This is a genomic window from Corynebacterium sp. HMSC063A05, assembly GCF_001809695.1.
GTDB classification, from domain to species: Bacteria; Actinomycetota; Actinomycetes; order Mycobacteriales; family Mycobacteriaceae; genus Corynebacterium; species Corynebacterium amycolatum.
This window is the reverse complement of record NZ_KV798504.1, coordinates 284,061-303,090: the sequence shown is the minus strand read 5'-3', so window position 1 is coordinate 303,090 and position 19,030 is coordinate 284,061. Positions and strand designations below refer to the sequence as shown.

12 protein-coding genes are annotated in these 19,030 nt (G+C 56.0%); 5 read left to right on the top strand and 7 right to left on the bottom strand.

Annotated elements, in window-relative coordinates:
• Positions 1-719: 719 nt before the first annotated feature.
• Positions 720-1,202, top strand: a complete 483-nt coding sequence (gene nrdR / locus HMPREF2651_RS07865) for a transcriptional regulator NrdR (RefSeq protein WP_038628780.1) — start codon at positions 720-722, stop codon at positions 1,200-1,202.
• Here nrdR and hrpA read toward each other — a convergent pair.
• From hrpA to HMPREF2651_RS07850, 3 genes are all read right to left on the bottom strand, one after another.
• Positions 1,199-5,254 carry an ATP-dependent RNA helicase HrpA gene (gene hrpA / locus HMPREF2651_RS07860; RefSeq protein WP_049181549.1) on the bottom strand — a complete coding sequence of 1,352 codons (4,056 nt, stop codon included), beginning with the start codon at positions 5,252-5,254 and terminating at the stop codon, positions 1,199-1,201. The two genes, nrdR and hrpA, sit on opposite strands and share 4 nt — an antisense overlap.
• Positions 5,255-5,347: 93 nt before the next feature.
• The gene (locus tag HMPREF2651_RS07855; protein ID WP_049181547.1) at positions 5,348-6,280 is read right to left on the bottom strand and encodes an oxygen-dependent tRNA uridine(34) hydroxylase TrhO; all 933 of its coding nucleotides are present in this window, start codon (positions 6,278-6,280) and stop codon (positions 5,348-5,350) included.
• A gap of 61 nt (positions 6,281-6,341) precedes the next feature.
• Complete coding sequence (locus HMPREF2651_RS07850; RefSeq protein WP_038628787.1) at positions 6,342-7,844, bottom strand: DUF1846 domain-containing protein; 1,503 nt, start codon at positions 7,842-7,844, stop codon at positions 6,342-6,344.
• 215 nt (positions 7,845-8,059) lie between these two features.
• Between HMPREF2651_RS07850 and HMPREF2651_RS07845 the strand changes: the two genes are divergently transcribed.
• Positions 8,060-10,162, top strand: coding sequence for a neutral/alkaline non-lysosomal ceramidase N-terminal domain-containing protein (locus HMPREF2651_RS07845; RefSeq protein ID WP_049181545.1), 2,103 nt, complete (start codon positions 8,060-8,062; stop codon positions 10,160-10,162).
• A 143-nt stretch (positions 10,163-10,305) separates the two neighbouring features.
• On the top strand, positions 10,306-11,523 hold the full coding sequence (locus tag HMPREF2651_RS07840) for an MFS transporter (protein ID WP_038628793.1): 1,218 nt from the start codon (positions 10,306-10,308) through the stop codon (positions 11,521-11,523).
• Positions 11,524-11,648: 125 nt separating this feature from the next.
• On the opposite strand, the gene HMPREF2651_RS07835 is transcribed toward HMPREF2651_RS07840, so the two are convergent.
• Entirely contained in the window at positions 11,649-12,173 is a 525-nt protein-coding gene (locus HMPREF2651_RS07835; protein WP_038628796.1) for an alkylhydroperoxidase, AhpD family, read from the bottom strand.
• 5 nt (positions 12,174-12,178) lie between these two features.
• A complete protein-coding gene (locus HMPREF2651_RS07830; RefSeq protein ID WP_070586022.1) occupies positions 12,179-12,775 on the bottom strand; it encodes a peroxiredoxin in 597 nt (198 codons plus the stop codon).
• Positions 12,776-12,880: 105 nt separating this feature from the next.
• Here HMPREF2651_RS07830 and HMPREF2651_RS07825 point away from each other — a divergent pair, with 105 nt between their 5' ends.
• On the top strand, positions 12,881-13,813 hold the full coding sequence (locus HMPREF2651_RS07825; RefSeq protein WP_038628799.1) for a hydrogen peroxide-inducible genes activator: 933 nt from the start codon (positions 12,881-12,883) through the stop codon (positions 13,811-13,813).
• 75 nt (positions 13,814-13,888) lie between these two features.
• On the opposite strand, the gene HMPREF2651_RS07820 is transcribed toward HMPREF2651_RS07825, so the two are convergent.
• Both HMPREF2651_RS07820 and HMPREF2651_RS07815 read right to left on the bottom strand, forming a co-directional pair.
• A complete protein-coding gene (locus HMPREF2651_RS07820) occupies positions 13,889-16,408 on the bottom strand; it encodes a DEAD/DEAH box helicase (protein WP_141746489.1) in 2,520 nt (839 codons plus the stop codon).
• A 42-nt stretch (positions 16,409-16,450) separates the two neighbouring features.
• Positions 16,451-17,668, bottom strand: coding sequence for a PAC2 family protein (locus HMPREF2651_RS07815; RefSeq protein WP_038628806.1), 1,218 nt, complete (start codon positions 17,666-17,668; stop codon positions 16,451-16,453).
• A gap of 229 nt (positions 17,669-17,897) precedes the next feature.
• Here HMPREF2651_RS07815 and HMPREF2651_RS07810 point away from each other — a divergent pair, with 229 nt between their 5' ends.
• Positions 17,898-19,010, top strand: coding sequence for a DUF4192 domain-containing protein (locus HMPREF2651_RS07810; protein ID WP_224792282.1), 1,113 nt, complete (start codon positions 17,898-17,900; stop codon positions 19,008-19,010).
• Positions 19,011-19,030 lie beyond the last annotated feature (20 nt).

Here is a 19,030-nt window from a genome sequence, read left to right as displayed (position 1 = left end):
AATAAAACCGGATAGCAGTAGACAACGTTCGAACATGGTGTTATAAATCGAACATGACAAGTTACTCGAACAGTCGTTTGATGAAAAGGTCTAGACGGATTCTCTGCATCCGCCCTTGGGCATAGTCTCCAGAGCGTCGGGAAACGGTCGTACAACTCTTATTCTCTCCAGGCCGGCAACGGTGGGAGAGTCAACGTTGGAAAGGGAGAAAACATGATGTCTATGGTTTCAACCGCACTAGGTGTTAGCAGCGCATCTGATATTGACTTTTCTCAAGTTTCCGAGCCCTCTGCTCGGACGACACGGAAAGCCCCGTTGGTGTGGGGTGAACGTAGTGCGTCTTGCACGCAGCACATCGTTCGGCCCGGTCAGCGTGCACGTATTGCACAGCGCAATCGCGATGGGGCTTCATCGGCGCGAATGCGGAGGGACAGGTCGCGGCCTAGTCATGTCTCGGTCAACTACGGGCGCCCGTCTCTACCTGTTAGCAGGGCGCAGCAGTCCAATCGTAGTGATGTATCCTCAGGCACTAACCTGACTCGTTTGATGGCGGTATGGGCTCTAGGGCTTGGTGTTTTCTTCGGAGTGTTCGGCAGCGTGGTCTTTGAACAAGGGGAAAGTGAGACAGTCGAAAGCACCTTTACGTCTACGTACGCTTCCTACTCCGCGCAATAATCATTCCGGTTTCCGGCGTTGGGGTTGGACGTAGACTGGAGGCTGTGTATTGCCAGTTTTGTCACCATGATCAGACACGAGTCTTGGACTCACGGTTAATAGATAACGGTATGGGGATTCGTCGCCGGAGAGAATGCCTGAATTGCGGTAAACGTTTTTCTACGATTGAACGCTCGCAGCTGATGGTTGTTAAACGGGATGGAATCCCTGAGGAGTTCAACCGTGAAAAGGTTATCCAGGGTGTTCGACGTGCGTGCCAGGGGCGTGAAGTATCAGAGTCTCAGCTGAAGAAGCTTGCACAAAAAGTGGAGGAGAGCCTCCGCGAGAAAGGCACGCCTCGGGTGGACTCAAATGATATCGGTCTCGCCATCCTTGAACCATTGAAAGAATTGGATGAGGTGGGTTACCTCCGGTTCGCTTCCGTCTACAAGTCATTTTCTTCGGCGGATGACTTCATCCAGGAAATCTCCAGCATGCGCAAAGGAAAGAAACCACAGGCGCATGGCAAGGAAGCGGAGATGCCTTAGCGCAGCTTATCCACACGTTTTTTTATTCGGGTCAGGGAAACACTGTGGGCTGTTCCCAAACGCTGGGCAAAGAGGCTGACGCGTAGCTCTTCGATAAGCCACTGAATATCCCGAACTTCCGCAGAATGCGCTCGCCCCTTGGGCAGCCGCTCGAGTTTCGCAGCTAAATATTCACGAGCCTCAGTAACCTCATCTTCACGGTCCGCATCACGGCCGGGATCGCGGTTCATTTCCTCAAGGCGAATCTCCATCGCTTGTAGATAGCGTGGCAAATGACGCAGGTGCTGCCATCCGTGCTTGGCCACCGCTCCCTTGGGGAACATGAACTCCAGCTGGCGACGCATATCGTCAATAGCATCGCCTTCCCACTTATCCAGCTGATTAGTCACCGAGACATAGGCCGGCATGGCCTGTGCAATGCCGACAACCAACTGGCGTACCTCCGAGGCGACACCGGAGCGAACCTGTTCAAGTAGCTTGTTGAATTCTTCGGGGGATCGTACCGGGCCACCAGCAGCTATCATGCAATCGCGGATTACTGCGACGCGGCAGTCTTCGACGAGTCCATCTGCGCCGCCATGCGGCCACGCATCCACACCAACGCGTTGCTGAAGTGGAAGTCCCTTAGTCATTTGTGCAGCGTTGACGGGGCATTCGCGCAACAACATAGTCAGGTTGGTAGTTGCCAATGTGGCCTCGGCCTGGGCCTTAGTTGGTTTGACTTCGACGGCCACGCCATCCTTAGTGGTCACAAGCGTCGGATACATGGTGACCGATTGACCGTCGACAGTACTTTTGACTGTCTCTGCCACAGTGCCGAGATTGTCCGAAGTCCATTTTTTCACGGCTTCGTGGGCTGCAGACTTTGCACGCTTCGAAACGGCAGTCGAGACAGTTGCCGCGTGCTTAGCGCGCAAGGGGGCGAGATCACGGCTCTGATCGACAATATTGCCGTGTCGGTCGATAACCGCATAGTTAAAGCGCAGGTGCGCTGGCAGCTTGGACGGGTCAAAATCGGCTCCATTGATGCCGGAGCCTCCGAGCCGTCGTAAAGCATCGGCGAAAACATCAACGAAGCGCCCTGAATACGGCGTCATTGTCTCCAGCGCGCGGCGTGCGAAATCCGGCGCGGGGACAACTGACTTACGCAGAGCCTTCGGGAGAGTGCGAATATAGGCTTCTGCGAGCTCGGCGCGCAGACCGGGAACCTGCCAGTCGAAGCCATCTTCACGCAGACCCGCCAGGAGAGGAACCGGGACGCGAAGGGTTACGCCGTCATCAGGAGCTCCCGGTTCGAACTTATAGGACAGCGAGAAATCGACGGAGCCCTGCTGCCACATTTCGGGGAAGGCATTGTCATCGATATCGCCGGCATCCGGATTGAGCAGCTTGTTCGGATCGAAATCGAGGAGATTCGGCTGCTTGGGTTTGGTCTTTTTCCACCAGCGGTCAAAATTGGCTGCAGTGGTAATGGAAGCAGGCAACTTGGAGTCGTAGAACGCGTAAAGAACATCGTCGTCGACGACAATCCCGCGGGACCGCTGCTTTTCCTCGATCTTCGCAGCTTCGGCCAGCTTGTCTTGGTTGTTCTTGAAGAACTCATGATGAGTGTTCCACTCGCCGTCGACAAGTGCGCAGCGGATGAAAATAGAGCGTGCGGCATCCGCATCAACACGGTGATAAGGCACCAGTCGGTCAACGACTACGGGCACGCCGTAGAGCGTCGACTTCTGGTAAGCCATAGCCGCACCGCGTTTAGCCGACCAGTGCGGTTCCGAGTACTGATGTTTCAGCAGGTGAGGAGCCACCTTTTCGACCCATTGAGGCTGAATGGTGCCAACGTTTCGAGCGAAAGTTCGAGAAGTCTCGACGATCTCCGCAGCCATCACCCAGCGGGGTGGCTTCTTCGCCAGCGCGGACGAGGGGTGAATGAGGAACTTCGTGTTTCGGGTGCCAGTAAATTCCTTGCCCTCGCCCTCGCGCGTACCAATCATCGATAACAGACCCGGTAACAGCGACTTTGCCACCTCGTCGGGATCGTCGACACCGCTGGTTAAGCTGCGGGCCGAAAGACTCCAGCCCAGCTCAGCCGTTGCCTGGTGGAGCTGACGCACCAAGTCCTGCCACTCGCGAACGCGCAGATAGTGGAGGTACTCGCGTTTGCACATCTTGCGGAACTGGTTACCGCTAAGCTCGCGGCGCTTTTCCTCCAGGTATTCCCAGAGCTTCAGCAGGGAGTTGAAGTCGCTGGTGGTGTCCTTAAAACGGGCATGTAGCTGATCTGCCTGAGCTTGGAACTCCAGCGGACGTTCGCGAACATCCTGCAAAGACAACGCGGCGACAATGACGGTCACAGCCCCAAGAGTGGTGTTTTCGTACCCTTCGACCAGCATGCGGGCAAGGCGCGGGTCGACAGGTATACGGGCAATCTGTCGGCCGATGTCCGTCAGCTCGGGGGCGTCGGCACTGGCGCCGGAGTCAGATTCACGGCCTCTCCCAGACGCCGACGTGGTGGTAATAGCCTGAAGCTCTGTGAGCAGGTTAATGCCATCGCGCACTGCCTTGTGCTCTGGTGGCTGGACAAAGGGGAAGGCCTCAATCGCGCCAAGCCGCAACGAAATCATTTGCAGTACAACCGAAGCGAGATTGGTGCGCAGAATCTCCGGATCCGTAAACTCGGGGCGAGAGAGAAATTCCTCCTCGCTGTAGAGACGAATCGCCACGCCATCAGCTACACGACCACAGCGTCCAGAGCGCTGATTCGCGGATGCCTGGCTGATGTCCTCGACTGGCAGGCGCTGCACCTTCGTGCGGGTGGAGTACCGGGAAATGCGTGCGGTACCAGTATCGACGACGTACTCAATACCCGGCACCGTCAGCGACGTCTCCGCGATATTGGTCGCCAGCACAATGCGGCGCCCGGAGTGCGGGGTGAAGATTCGGTGCTGCTCTGCATTAGATAGCCGACCGAACAGTGGAACGGCTTCTACACCCTTCCAGCGCCTGCCCTCGATGGCTTCGGCTGCTTCTCGGATCTCGCGCTCACCCGAAAAGAACACCAGGATATCGCCGTCGCCAAGCCGCATGAGCTCCTCGCACGCAGCGATAACACCATCGATCTGCTCGATGGCGACTTCCTTTTCTTGCCCATTTTTCGCAACAACAGTCCGCACCAGAGGGCGATAGCGGATTTCCACCGGGTAGGTGCGCCCTGACACCTCGATGATGGGCGCAGTGTGCTCGTCGTCAGGCGCGAAATGACGGGCGAACCGTTCCGGATCAATCGTCGCCGAAGTGATAATGATCTTCAGATCTGGGCGCTGCGGCAGAATATGCTTTAAATATCCCAGCAGGAAGTCGATGTTGAGGCTGCGTTCGTGCGCCTCATCGATGATGATGGTGTCGTACTCACGCAACAGTCGGTCGCGGCCAATTTCGGCCAGCAGGATACCGTCGGTCATCAGTTTAATGCAGGTATCCTTGCCCACGCGGTCATCAAAACGCACCGCATAACCGACGTGCTGTCCAATCTTCTCGCCCAGCTCATGGGCAATTCGCTCCGCCACCGAACGCGCCGCAATACGACGTGGCTGCGTATGGCCAATCTTGCCCCGCACCCCGCGTCCCAGTTCTAGGCATATCTTCGGGATTTGGGTAGTTTTACCAGAGCCAGTCTCACCAGCAATAATGACGACCTGATTGTTCTCAATCGCCTCTGCAATATCGTCGCGGCGGGCGGACACCGGCAACTGCGCCGGGTAGGTGATGCGAGGAATCGCATTACGACGATCTTCTAACCGCTCCAGCGCAAAGTCGAGGTCTGCAGAGATTGCAGACAGCGCCTTCGGCGCGGATGCTCGCTTTAGCCGACGTCGGAAGGACTGGGCCTCCCGAATAGGTAATTGATCAGCGAGCTGGTAGAGCTCCTTTTTACGCGTGTCCTTAGCAGGCTTGTCAGAGCGCTGCGGCCTGGCGGAATTGCGATGGCGGGAGTGGTGGTTTCCCGACTGGACACGTGGAGCTGGTTTATCAGAACGGCTAGGAGTAGTCATGGTTGCCTACTAGATTAGCCGTGTCTTGGTAGACAACCCACATCTGTGCTGATTGGAGACGCTCAAGATGGTCCGATGGCAGCAGGAAGCGTCCTACTTTGCGGCTGCTAGCTCTTCGGCAACTTCCTTGCAGTCCTCGCGCCCACAGTGCTGTGTCTCGGTATCCTCCCAGCAGTCATCGCAGATAAGCACCTGTCGACGGCAGGTGTCTTCGTTGATGCAGTTTTGGAAGGTGTTCGTGGGCTTGCCGCAGTGGACGCAGTGTCCGAGCTGTACGTAGTCCTCATCTTCGATGCCATCGCCAAACTCCATATGCATGCGCTTGTCGAAGACATAGAGAGAGCCTTCCCACAGACCCTTATTGCCAAACTTTTCGCCGTAGCGGACAATACCGCCGTCGATTTGGTAGACCTCTTCGAACCCGCGGTTCTTCATAAGCGCGGAGAGGATCTCGCAGCGGATGCCGCCGGTGCAATAGGAGATAACGGGCTTGTCCTTCATCCAGTCGTACTTGCCGGATTCCAGTTCGTCGATGAAGTCGTGCGTGGTCTTTACGTCCGGGACGACGGCGTTTTTAAACTTGCCAATCTCGGCTTCCATTGCGTTGCGGCCATCGAAGAAGATGACATCGTCGCCGCGTTCTTCGACCAGTTTATTGACCTCTTCTGGCTTCAAATGTGTGCCGCCGCCAATGACACCTTCGGTATCGACTTTAAGCTCGCCCGGAGCACCGAAAGCGACGATTTCGTCGCGAACCTTGACGGAGAGTTTCGGAAAGTCATCAGCGCCGCCTTCGCTCCACTTGAACTGCATGGAGTGAAAAGCGGGGTACTGCTTGGTTTTCTTGATGTACTTCTTACAGGCATCGAGATCACCTCCGACGGTGCCGTTGATGCCGTGCTCGGACACCAGAATGCGACCTTTAAGCCCTAACGATTCGCAAAGATCGCGCTGCCACAGCATAATGGCACGCGGATCGGACAGCGGGGCGAACTGGTAGTACAGAAGAATCTTGCTGATGCTCACGGGGACTATTCTAGTCTGCTCTCCCAGTTATCCTATTTTCGACGTGAGCTGGTGGTCTGGTTTAGTGCTTCTGATAGAGTGCCTTCTTCTGGTACTTGGGCTCGGAAGTAACTAGGACACCGAGGTTGCGGAAAATTGTTTCGTCCACGCTGCCGAGAATAGTGGTGGTGTGGACATCGCAGTTTCGAAGGTTCTTCAGCTCGGCGAGGGCTGCGCGGGCGTCGTCGCTGGTGGCCGCCGACACGGAAAGGGCGATAAGGACCTCGTCGGTATGCAAGCGGGGGTTGCGGCTGCCCAGGTGATGCGTCTTAAGCGTTTGAATTGGCTCGATAGCAGCAGGGGAGAGCAAGTGTAAGTCCGGGTCGATATTGGCGAGCTTCTTGAGAGCGTTGAGCAGCATTGCTGCTGAGCATCCGAGCAGCTCAGAGGTCTTGCCCGTGATGATTGTGCCATCGTGCAATTCGATTGCACTGCCCGGCGCCCCGGTAGATTTCTCAACTTCAAGTGCTGGTGCGACGACTCGGCGGGCAGCTGTCGACACGTTGGCCTTGCTCATAATCATGGCAATGCGCTGCGAAACTTCGTCGTCTGCGCTGTTCTTGTGTTCGTCGACAAGAGCCTTGTAGTAACGGCGAACGATTTCTTGGTTGGATGCCTCTCGGCACACTTCGTCATCGTCGATACAGTAACCGGCCATATTGACGCCCATGTCGGTCGGTGACTTGTACGGCGACTCGCCCGCGAGCTTCTCCAGCAGGGTGCGCAGCAGTGGGAAGACCTCGACATCGCGGTTATAGCTGGTGACCTTGGTGTCATAGGCGGCCAAATGAAAAGGGTCGATGAGATTGATGTCATCGAGATCAGCCGTTGCCGCCTCGTAGGCCAGATTTACCGGGTGTTCGAGCGCCAGGTTCCAGATAGGGAAGGTCTCAAACTTTGCGTAACCGGAACGAATCCCGTGTTTGTGGTCGTGGTAAATCTGCGATAGACAGGTCGCCAGCTTTCCGGAGCCCGGGCCCGGCGCTGTGACAACGACCAAGTCCCGCGTCGTTTGCGCCCATTCATTCAGTCCGAAGCCGGCTTCACTGACAATTTTCTCGGTGTTTGTTGGGTAGCCCTCGATATTGCGATGGCGGATTACGCTCAATCCGAGTCGCTGCAGGCGCTCAATGAAGTTCTTTGCCAGGGTGTTGTCGTCGGAAAGCTGTGTGACGACGACGCTGCCGACAACAAACCCGCGTTCACGAAAAACATCGACGAGACGCAGCACATCGTCTTCGTAAGTGATGTCGAGGTCAGCGCGGACCTTGTGGCGCTCCAAATCCTTGGCATTGATGCACACCATGATTTCCAGATCGTCCTTGAGGCGATCGAGCATAGCGATTTTATTGTCAGGTGTGAAGCCGGGGAGAACACGCGAGGCATGCATATCATCAAATAGCTTGCCGCCCATTTCGAGGTAGAGCTTGCCGCCTTCACCTGCGATGTCTGCGCGCCGCTTCTTAATATGAGCGGATTGCATTTCGATGTACTTCTCGCGGTTAAAACCGACAGCCTGACCCATGGTGCCCTTTCTGAAGTTGTGTCTGCGGGGAGCGCGCTAAATATTGCGAAATTCTACTGTGCCCATGGTAGTGATACCGCCTTGCGAATGTCGTATCGGTTACTGCTGTCGCGGGGGGATTTTGGAAACTTTGGTGAATTAGGCCACGTGTAGGGGATTGTCTGATTAAAGTCCAGCATATTGATATTCAAAAAGAAATATGAAGAGGATGTGACATGCTCGATCCCCAGATGGCATCATCGTCGAATTCGGCAGAACCAACCGCACGCGCCCCGTACCAAGTGGGCAGGCGAGGCTTCGTCGTCGGAGCAACTGCCGTGTCAGCTGCGAGTATGATGCCTGCCGTAAGTGGTGCACCTAAGGCAAACGCCGCTCCTGCAAACGGGGCTTCTGCCGCCGCGGGGAATTCGACCACCAATTTGAATGTCGGTCGAGGAATGGCCGATATGACAGGCGAGCCACTCGGCGCTGGCATGAACGGGTATGCGGTCATGGATCAGACCACCTCGGGTCTGCGTCTTCGCCAGATGGCGCGTGCATTCATCTTCGGCGATGACAACGACAACCGTGTCGTCCACGTCACCGCAGACATGGGGCTCATGTTCCAGTCCATCCAGATGGAAGTTCTGCGGCGTCTCCGAGCTCTTTTCGGAGACCTCTACCATGAGGGCAACGTGCTTATCTGCGCATCTCACACGCATGTTGCGCCGGGAGGTACGTCGGGCCATCTCATGGTTGACCTGACTACCCTCGGATTCCGTCCCGTCACTTTCGAAGCTGTAGTCGTCGGTGTGGTCAAGGCTATTGAACGTGCACACGCTGATTACCAGCCGTCGACTATCCACCTGACCAAGGGGATTGCCAAGGATGCGGGTGTCAACCGCTCCCTGCAGGCATTTAAGCGTAACCCTGAAGAAGAGCTGCGTCGCTTCCCCGACGGAGTCAACCCGGAAAGCCATACACTGCACGTGAGTCGCGGTGGCCGCGAAGTCGGATTCATTAACTGGTATGGAATTCATCCGACCACCTTCGGTCCCGAGCACACCATCATCGACGGCGACAACAAGGGCTACGCAGCATGGAAGGTCGAGGTCGACCGCGGGGTTACCCACCGTGAGCCGGCCGATGCCCCCTTTGTCGCCGCATTTACCATGTCGTGCCCGGGTGACATCAGCCCGAACATGGGGCTCGTGCCAAATTCGGGCCCAGGCAACGGAGACGAAGCAGAGTCCGCCCGCATTTTCGGTCAGCGTCAGATTGACGCTACCCAGGGACAGACCATTGCACTGCCAGGAGGCGGTATCTCCACTGTCCACAAGTGGGTCAACCTTGGCGATGTCGACATCGACGGCCAATTCACGCCCGACGGCCAGCCGCACCGCACTGGACCTGCAATCCTCGGTGCGGCCTTCGCAGCCAGTAGCCAGGAGGATGGCGGTGGAGAACCAGCCCTCGGGTTCAACGAAGGCGAGCGCGGCGGTACGCCGTGGGTGCACCAGCTCAATAACGTCGTACTCCCGAAAAACATCGGGGAGATTCAGGGCAACAAAGAGTGCCTGCTGCCAGTCGGCTACATCGATGGTCTTCTCCAGCAGACCCACATGTTCTCCATCACCCGCATCGGTGGCTTCACCTTGATCACCAATGGCCTTGAACCCACCACAATGTCGGGCTACCGCATGCGTCAGCACGTCGCTGAAGTCCTCGGTGTTCCAATCGATACTGTCATCTGCCAGGGCTACACCAACAGCTATGGCCACTACGTCGCTACCCCAGAGGAATACGATCAGCAGGACTACGAGGGCGGCGCAACGGCTTTCGGCAAGTACACGCTCAGTGCGATGATTTCCATTTATCACAATCTCGCTCACGCGCTTGCCGACGGCATTGCGGTCGAGCCAGGCCGTGCGGCAGGCGATCTCACTGGCATCATCCCGCCGTCGCCAGCAGGAGGAAAGGTTATCGATTCCGCTCCAATGGGCAAGAATTTTGGTGACGTGCTTGAATCCACGGCAAGCGTCACGGTAGGGCAGAAAGCCGTTGCCCAATTCGTCGCGGCAAATCCGAATAACGACTTGCGACTGGAAGACGGCTACCTACTTATCAAGAATGACCGCGGTGAGATTGTTTCCGACGACTGGGACCAGGCAACTGTCATTGAATTTGCCAAGGACGGTATTTATACCACCGCCAAGGTCTCTTGGGAGACCGGAGGAGTCGCGCCGGGCAAGTATGACATCATCGTGCGTGGTAGCGCGTTGGGTGTTGGTGATTCATTGAACGAATTCGAGGGAGTCGCTTCGGTGGAGCTCGTGTAAGAACGTCCAATTAAATACATTAATGCGCACAACGTGACTTATACTTTGGCCCATTAAAATCTCATCAAGGGCTTGTCTCACGTATAGTCCGTTGTGCGCATTATTTGTATGTATCCGTCAATTTGGCAGGAGCAGTCTGCTTCATGAATACCCCAAACAATCCATACAGCAACAACGATCCTTACGGTGACGGCAGCCGGGACAATGAGTCCAGTAACTATGACTCCCAGAGCCACGGTTTTCCCAACAATGGTTCGCAGGACTACAACCCTTACGGGGTCGATTCGGACGCACAACATGGCTCGCGTGGACCAGAGGATTCGCCACAGTGGAATCAGGCTCACGGTAGGGAACAGGCCTATGGCGATATTCCGTCCTACGGAACTGGCGAGCCAAGCGAGAACTATGGTGGCCAGCCCTATGGTGCGGGATCAAGCTACTGGCAGCAACCGGCAGGGGGGAATCCTGCAGCCGGTGCACTTGCTCCCGGAGTCAACATGCCAGGTGGCAATGAGCCACCGGTGAAGCCTGTGGCACAAGGGCCGACGAAGGTCGACATTGGAAGTGCCTTTTCCGCAGCGTTTCGTAGTCTAAATAGCAATTTTGCTTCTTGGCTTGGCGTCATGCTGACGTTCTTCGCCGTACTAGTCGCCCTGATTGTTGGCGCAGCGGCAATTCTCTTTGCCTCTGGTGACTTCGATCCGGAATTTGAGCCGAACTATCCAGGCGATGTTCCGTTTGAGGATCTAGGGTCAATGTTCGCGACTGTCGGCGCGATGGCACTCCTATTTGCCGTGGGCATGTTCGCGATGCAGGCATTTATGCTGCGCGGTGCATTCGAAGCTGTCGATGGGAGAGTGCCGAACTACGGTACTTTCTTCCGTGTAAACAGGTGGGGATCTCTTATCGGTGTCTACATTGTCACGTTCCTGGTGGGACTGCTCGCCATGCTGCCGGGGATGGTGCTCTTCATCGCTGGAGTATCCCTGTCCGCCAATGGCAGTGAAGCTGCCGCGGCGATGATTCCACTGGGCTACTTGGTTTTGTTGTTGACGTCGATTTTCATCATGCCAATTACAGCGACTATGCCACTACTTGTTTTCGATGGTCGAGCAACTGCGCTTGAGGCGCCGGTTGTCGCTTGGCGCCTGGTAAAGCCCCAATATTGGACGATGCTTGTTGCATTCATACTGACGTCGATTGTTTCTTCCGCAGGTGCGATGCTCTTCTATATTGGCATCTTGTACACAATGCCGCTGGCTATGCTGGTTCAGGTGCACATCTACCGCCAGCTCATCGGTGGCCGTCGAGTTATTAATGAAGCGCAGGAAAATCCGGGCTATTACCCTCCGCAGCAGTAGCCGAAACGAATAAGAAAAAGCGCCCAAGGAACCGGTACAAATTGGTTCCTTGGGCGCTATTTGATCAGCAGGAAATCCTGCGGGGGAGCGTTCGACTATCAAAGCCGAACGTATCCTCCTAATATTTAGCGGGTAGCCTCAGCGAAGACAGCCTGTGCAATACCAGAGACGGTGCCTGCAATCTTCACAGCTTCCCAGACCTGCTCCTTGGTCAGACCAGCATCGCGGACGACCTTTGCGTGGGAGGTCACGCATGCTTCACAGCCGTTGATGGCAGAAACTGCCAGAGACCACAGCTCGAAGTCTTCCTTCTCGGCACCCGGATTGGAGATGATGTTCATGCGCAGACCGAACTTGACCTGTGCGTAGTCATCACCGAGCATGTGGCGAGTGCGGTAAGCGACGTTGTTCATGCCCATAACGGTAGCCGCACCAAGCGCAGACTCGAAAGCCTCGTCAGACAGGTGCTCCTTGGCTTCCTCAGCAATCTCGGAGAAGACGGTCTCGTTGCGGGTGGCAGCAGCAGATGCAAGCAGGGTACCCCACAGCTGCTGCTCGGAGAGTTCCGTAGAACGGGTGAGAGTGCCAAGGTTCAGCTTCATGTCCTTGGCGTACTCCGGTAGGCCGGAACGAAGGTTATCGATGCTCATATGAGTTACTTCAGCTCCTGCTTCAGAACATCCATCTTGTCGATGTTCTTGGTCGGGTCATTCTTCTGCCAGTTACATGCGCAGACCTCTTCAGACTGAAGAGCGTCGAGAACACGCAGAACCTCGTCAACGTTACGACCGACAGCGTCCGGGGTAACGGAGACGAACTGAATGATGCCGTCCGGGTCAATGATGAAGGTTGCGCGATCTGCAACACCGTCAGCGTTCTCGACGCCGAGTGCACGCATCAGGTCGTGGCGGATGTCGGAGAACATCGGGAACGGGATGTCCAGTAGTTCCTCGTGGGTTGCACGCCAGTTGAAGTGGGAGAACTCGTTGTCGCCAGAGCCACCGAGAATAACGGTGCCGCGGTCTTCGAATTCCTCGTTCAGCTTGCCGAATGCAGCAATCTCCGTCGGGCAGACAAAGGTGAAGTCCTTCGGGTAGAAGAAGACGACTTTCCACTTACCCTCGTAGGACTCATTGGTTACCTGCTCGAAGTAGTCATCCGGAGAAGAAGCGTTTGCATCACGCAGGTTGCCGCCCTTGAGAGCGGTTAGAGAAAACTCGGGGAACTTGTCGCCAACAGTCAAAATTGCCATGGAATCCTCCTGAATGTATTCCTTCTGGGGTCACACGCCATTATGCCTATGGATTCCCAAACCGTCAAGAGGAAAAAGTTAATAAGCTCGTGTAAGCTTATAGGTATGCGTAATAGAGATTATCGGCCCACTTTGCCTCAGTTACGTGCCTTTGTCGCGATTGCCGATACCGGTCACTTCGGTCAAGCCGCTGCCCGTCTCGGCATTTCACAGCCCAGCCTGTCACAAGCGCTTTCCACCCTTGAGCAGGGACTGGGGGTGCAGCTTGTAGAGCGTTCGACTCGCCGAGTGCTGGTGACGCCACTCGGTCGCGGTCTGATTCCTTATGCACGCCAAGCATCTGAAATTGTTGACGAGATTGTTGCTCGCGCATCTGGCCGTACAGATGATTTGTCCGGACCACTATCCATTGGTGTTATCCCTACGGTTGCTCCATACGTGCTGCCCAACTTCCTCCAGTTAGTTCGTGACGAGCTGCCAGATCTAAGGCCTAGGATCGTCGAGGAGCCGACCGAGCGCCTCATCGAATCACTTCGTTCCGGCACCATTGATGCAGCCATCATGGCACTGCCGTCCGATGTGCCTTCCTTTGAAGAAATTTACCTCTACGACGAAGAGTTCTACATCGTCGTGCCAGACGATCATCCGCTGGCAGGTAAGGAAGACGTAAAGCTTGAGGCAATCAGGGACTTGGACTTGCTCCTACTTGACGACGGTCATTGCCTGCGTGACCAGGTGTTGGATATCTGTCGCAAGGTCGATGCTGTTCACGGCGAGACCTCCGGCTTGGAAACACGGGCGGCTTCTCTATCGACCGTCGTGCAGTGTGTTGCCGGTGGGTTGGGGCAGTCGCTTGTGCCGGAATCGGCTGTCAAGATTGAGGCGGACCGTCCCGGTCTGGCTGTTGCGCGATTCGAGGGTCCGGCACGGCCGGGACGCACCATTGGGCTGGTTCACCGCGCATCATCGGTACGCGGCGGCGAGTTCAATCGAATTGCCGAACTGGTACGGCAGGCATACATAGACGCTATTGCCTAAAGCTCTCTTGGCGCATGTTGCAGTAGCGTACGAAGTAAGCCAAACCGGGCTGGCAGTTCCAGCCCGGTTTAGCGGTTATCCCTGAATAATTCGCAGTGATGCCAACCTGACTTCGCCGTATTCATCAGATGCAGCCAAGTCAACGTTCGCTTCAAAGCGCCAACCGTGGTCACCCTCAGGATCATCGAGTATCTGGATCACATGCCATAGGCCCTCACCAGCTTTGCGGTCAATCGAAATCATATCGCCGCCGCGAGCCTTAGCATCGATGCCTAGGTCATCGTATTCATCGAAGTAGTCATCCATCGCGGCAGGCCAATCTGGTGCGTCGTCGAGGTAGTTGTCCAGGTCGGCCAGCTCCTCCTCCTTTTCAAAGGCAAAGAGCTGCACGTGGCGGAACATGAGATTGCGCACCATACGGGTAAATGCACGCTCATTGCCGGTAAGAGGCCGCGACTCGTCGGTGCCAAAAGCCGCTTCCTTGAGAGTTTCTTCGTCCAATGGCTTGTCCGGATCGGCCATCTGCGCCCATTCATCTACCAGGGAGTTATCCACCTGCACAACGAGCTCGCCGAGCCATTCCACAATGTCCCGGAGCTCCTCGTTAGCAGCTTCCGGTGGGAGAGTGTGTCGCAAAGTGCGCCAGGCATCGGTGAGGTAGCGCAAGAAAATACCTTCGGAGCGGGCGATTCCGTACTCAGATACCACATCCGAAAAAGTCATGGCCTTTTCCACCATCTCGCGCACCACAGATTTGGGCGACAGCGAAAACTCACGCACCCACGGGTGACCTTGGGCATAGGTGTCGAATGCGCCCTCCAGCTCGTCGGCAAGCGGCATCGGCCATGTGATGTCTTCGACGATGTTCATACGTTCGGTGTAATCAACGCCTTCGGCCTTGAGCGCGGCAATTTCTTCACCGCGTGCCTTTTTCTGCTGCGCGATGAGCAGCGGGCGAGGGTCTTCCAGAATTGACTCAAACACACTGATGACATCGAGTGCGTAGTTCGGGCTGTCCTTATCCAGCAGTTCGAGCGCGGCGATGGCGAAAGGCGACAGTGGTTGGTTGAGCGCGAAGTCACGCTGCAGCTCCATTGTCAGCTCGGGGCGGCAGTCATCGCCCTCGCCATGCGTGACGACGATTCCCGCGTTGACCAAACCGCGGTAGAGCTCAATTGCGGTCAGAATAGCCTCGTTTTGCTGGTGGCGGGTGTCGTGATTGGTGCGCAGCAGATGACGCATGTGTTCGTAGGTATCGCCCCCACGTGCAATGACGTTGAGCAACATACCGTTGGTAACTGCAAAGCGACTGGTCAGCGGCTCTGGTGGCTGAGAAACGATTTTGTCGAAGGTCTTCTCCGACCATGTCACTTCGCCCTTGGGAACGGACTTCAGCCGCAACTTCTTCAGTTTGGCCTCATCCTGGCCGGCACGGCGACGCAGCTTGGCATTTTCGATTTCGTGTTCAGGTGCTTCGACAACTACGGTGCCCTCGGTGTCGTAGCCAGCACGGCCGGCGCGTCCAGCAATCTGGTGGAACTCGCGTGACTTGAGAATACGGCTACGGCGGCCATCGAATTTGGCCAAACCGGTAATTAGCACCGTACGAATAGGCACGTTGATGCCGACGCCGAGGGTATCCGTGCCACAGATAACCTTCAGCAGACCAGTCTGAGAGAGACGCTCAACCAAACGACGGTACTTCGGCAGCATTCCCGCATGGTGGACGCCAATGCCCTGGCGCACCAACTTGGAAAGAACTCGACCAAAGGCCGTGGTAAACCGGAAATCGCCAATCTCCTCGCGAATCCGCTCCTTTTCCTCCTTCGTCAGCAGCTTCAGACCGGTCAGTGCTTGGGCCTGTTCAGCTGCTTGGCGCTGGGAGAAAAAGACGATGTAGATTGGGGCTTTTCCGGATTTCAGCAACTCCGCCAGCGTGTCATGAACTGGCGTGTAGACATAGTGGAAATCCAACGGCACCGGGCGCGTCGTACCTGTAACGAGGTTGACGTCGAGGCCCGTGCGTTCCTTCAGATCCTTCTCAAACTTTTGAGTATCGCCGAGAGTGGCGGACATCAACAAGAATTGGCAACGGGAAAGCTCGAGCAGTGGCACCTGCCATGCCCAGCCGCGGTCGGGATCCGCATAGAAGTGGAATTCATCCATTACCACCTGGTCAATATCGGCGTCGGCCCCGTCGCGCAGGGCGATATTGGCGACAATTTCCGCAGTTGCGCAGATGATGGGGGCGCCGCCGTTGACGGTGGCATCGCCGGTCATCATACCGACATTTTCAGCGCCAAAGACCTCGCAGAGGGCAAAAAACTTCTCGCTGACCAAGGCCTTAATAGGCGCTGTGTAAAAGCTGCGCTGACCACGGGCAAGCGCGCAGAAATGGGCGGCTATAGCTACCATCGACTTGCCCGACCCCGTTGGAGTGGCAAGGATGACATGGTCGCCACCAGCCAAACCGATAGCGGCCTCTTCCTGCGCCGGGTAGAGCGTGATGCCCTGATCCCTGGTCCAGGCAATGAATGAGTCCATAATCGCATCGTCGAAAAGGGACTCAGGAACCTCAGCTAGGTCGGGAAGCATTTCAGATAGTGACACGCTTCCCACCCTAGCGGTAACCCCGGATTAGAAGCGGAACCAGGGCTTCCAGCCACGCCGACGACGAGGCTTTTCCGGTTCACCGGATTCTTCGCTTTCTGCCTGCTCTTCCCGAGGCTGCTCTTCCCGGGGCTGTTCAGACTCAGGCTGTTCGGCAGTTTCGTCTGCAGAAAACTCCGCAGACTTATCATCCGCCGAGGTCGACTCGGGTTCTTCCGACTGTGCGTCAGCGTCCTCTGATGTAGTTGCCGAGGAATCCGCGTTGGCCGGGGTTTCCGCCTCGGTGTCAAGCGAGGAAGAGTCCTCTACTGGACGCAGCGGTTGGGAAGCGAGAAACTTCTCGAACTCAGCGCCAATCTCGTCGGCCGAAGGCATCTCGCCGTTAGGCCCAAGCAGGGGAGACGTCTCCAGCTCTTGACGACGTTGAACTTCCTGGTCGTACTGTTCCTCGAGAAGATTGACCAGCTGAGAGACCTCGCCGGAATCATTCGTCTGCGTATTGAGCAGCTCCGCCACCCGCGCGGATTCCTTCTCCAACGCCTCAAGCGGGAGCTTGAGCTTGGCTAGCTTTGCTACCTCCTGCAACAGCCGCAGTGATGCCAGCGGATACTCAGAGGCCGCGACATAGTGTGGTACCTGCGCGGTGAAACCAAAGGCATCACAACCGCGGCTTGCGAGCTCGTACTCAATGTTCAGGCTCGCAGCACCCGGAACCGTGACGCGGTTGCCCCAGGTATGCATATCACTGAGTTTCCGCTTATCTGTGCCATGGGCGATGATGCCCAGCGGTCGGGTGTGCGGAACCGTCATCGGCGCCGAGTACAGTGACACGGTCCGACCGACATCGTAGCGCTTAGCCAAATCTGCGACCGCAGTCGAGAAAGCCTCCCACCGCATGTCTGGCTCAGGGCCAGACAGCAGTAAGAACGGCTTGCCGACGTTGTCGCGAACCACATTGAGCGACAGGTTCAAATCGGATACATCCACGATCTGGTCGCGATTCATCGTCACAGCGGGACGGCGGGAACGATAATCAATCAGCTCGTCGATAGAAAAGTTCACCAATGGACGGTGCTCGAGAGCATCCAAGAGGAAACTAGCTGATTCCGAGACTGCATTACCGGCATCCGCATAACCGCTAAGCGCAATGACCAGGGTCAGATGCCCCTCGCTTCCCGTTACGTCAGGAACCGGGAAAACTACCTCGTACATATTGCCCTGAGGCTTGTCGGTCGGATCACTCACGTACGACTACCTCCTGCATCACATTTTTCGTCATTTGAAGTAAGTAACCAGGATACCGCAGAAAATATTCCAGTTATCCACAAGTTGAAAGTAGTCCACAGATGCGCCGATTCTTCCGGTCGCGCACAAGTAAGGCTGTTGCGGATTCGATAACAATGAGAGCCACCAGATGGCGAGAGGATTGTCCGCTGTCGAGCTATCCCAATGGGGGAAAAGGGGTAAGGAATCAATGGGAAACAAAAAGAATTTCGGTGCAGGAAAGATGCCTGAAATTGAGCCGAGTGTCTTTCTGACGAACCTGCCAGGAATCGTTGGATTCTATCCGCGGGGGCAGGTAGTGATTGCGGCGTTGTACCGTCAGCAGGTCGAAGATTTCATCGACGGCAAGGTCGAGTTTGACCCGACAGCGCATGCTGGCCCGATGCTGATCAAGGATGTGGCCTCGATGGAGAGCAATCCTGACTTGGTGCGGGCAGCTGCGGACTTCTTGCTCGATGAAGGCTGCACTCACGCAGATGTGTTTATCATCGACGAATCCTGGGGGATTGAAAAGGACTCGACACCTATTACAGGCTGGCTGCGAGAAGGCGGTCTGCATGAGGTGCGTTTGGCGGGCGTTGCCACTATTGCTGCGGGGGAAGTTGTCACGGACGAGCAGGGAGAGATTGTCGGCATTGTCGGTGACAGTCTGATGACCGAGAATGCAAATCTAATCTCTCGGCAGGGAGAACAGATTTTCAAAAACTATGAGGAATACCGCAGTTATTTTCGAGGTGGTCAATTCCGCGACAGTAAAGACAGGGCTCTGATTGAACGCCTCCGGGAACGAGCGATAGCCGTTGAGCAGCCGAGGAAGCTCAAAATTGGTTCGGACAATCCCGCGCTCATTGAGCACTTCGACATGCTAAAAACCGCCGTCGAAAACGTGGCCGATGGTGTGATGGAAGCACATGAGGCGGTGCGCGATGAAAACGCAGGATATGCCATTGCTGCAGCACTGACCAACGTTACCTTGCGCGATATGTCCATGATTTTCATCACTACGCAGTTGGCGCAAGCAATGGGAGAAATCTGGCGCGAGGCCGCAATTGTCCACCGCGGCAGCCTGCGTGCAAACGCTTTAGCGTGTTTTGCCATCGCAAAGTTCGCGGCTGGACTGGAGAACTATGCGCAAACAGCCCTCGATGAGGCAGCGGGGGAGCAACCGAATCATTCACTGACTCAGTTGCTGGAAATTGCGGTCGCCAATCAAATTGTGCCGAGGTGCGTCGGCACAATTCTTGGGGCAGCACAAGAGGTACTGCGCAGGGTATACAAGGTGAAAATGCCGCGAATTGAATAGCGACCCTGCAAGCTGTGCTG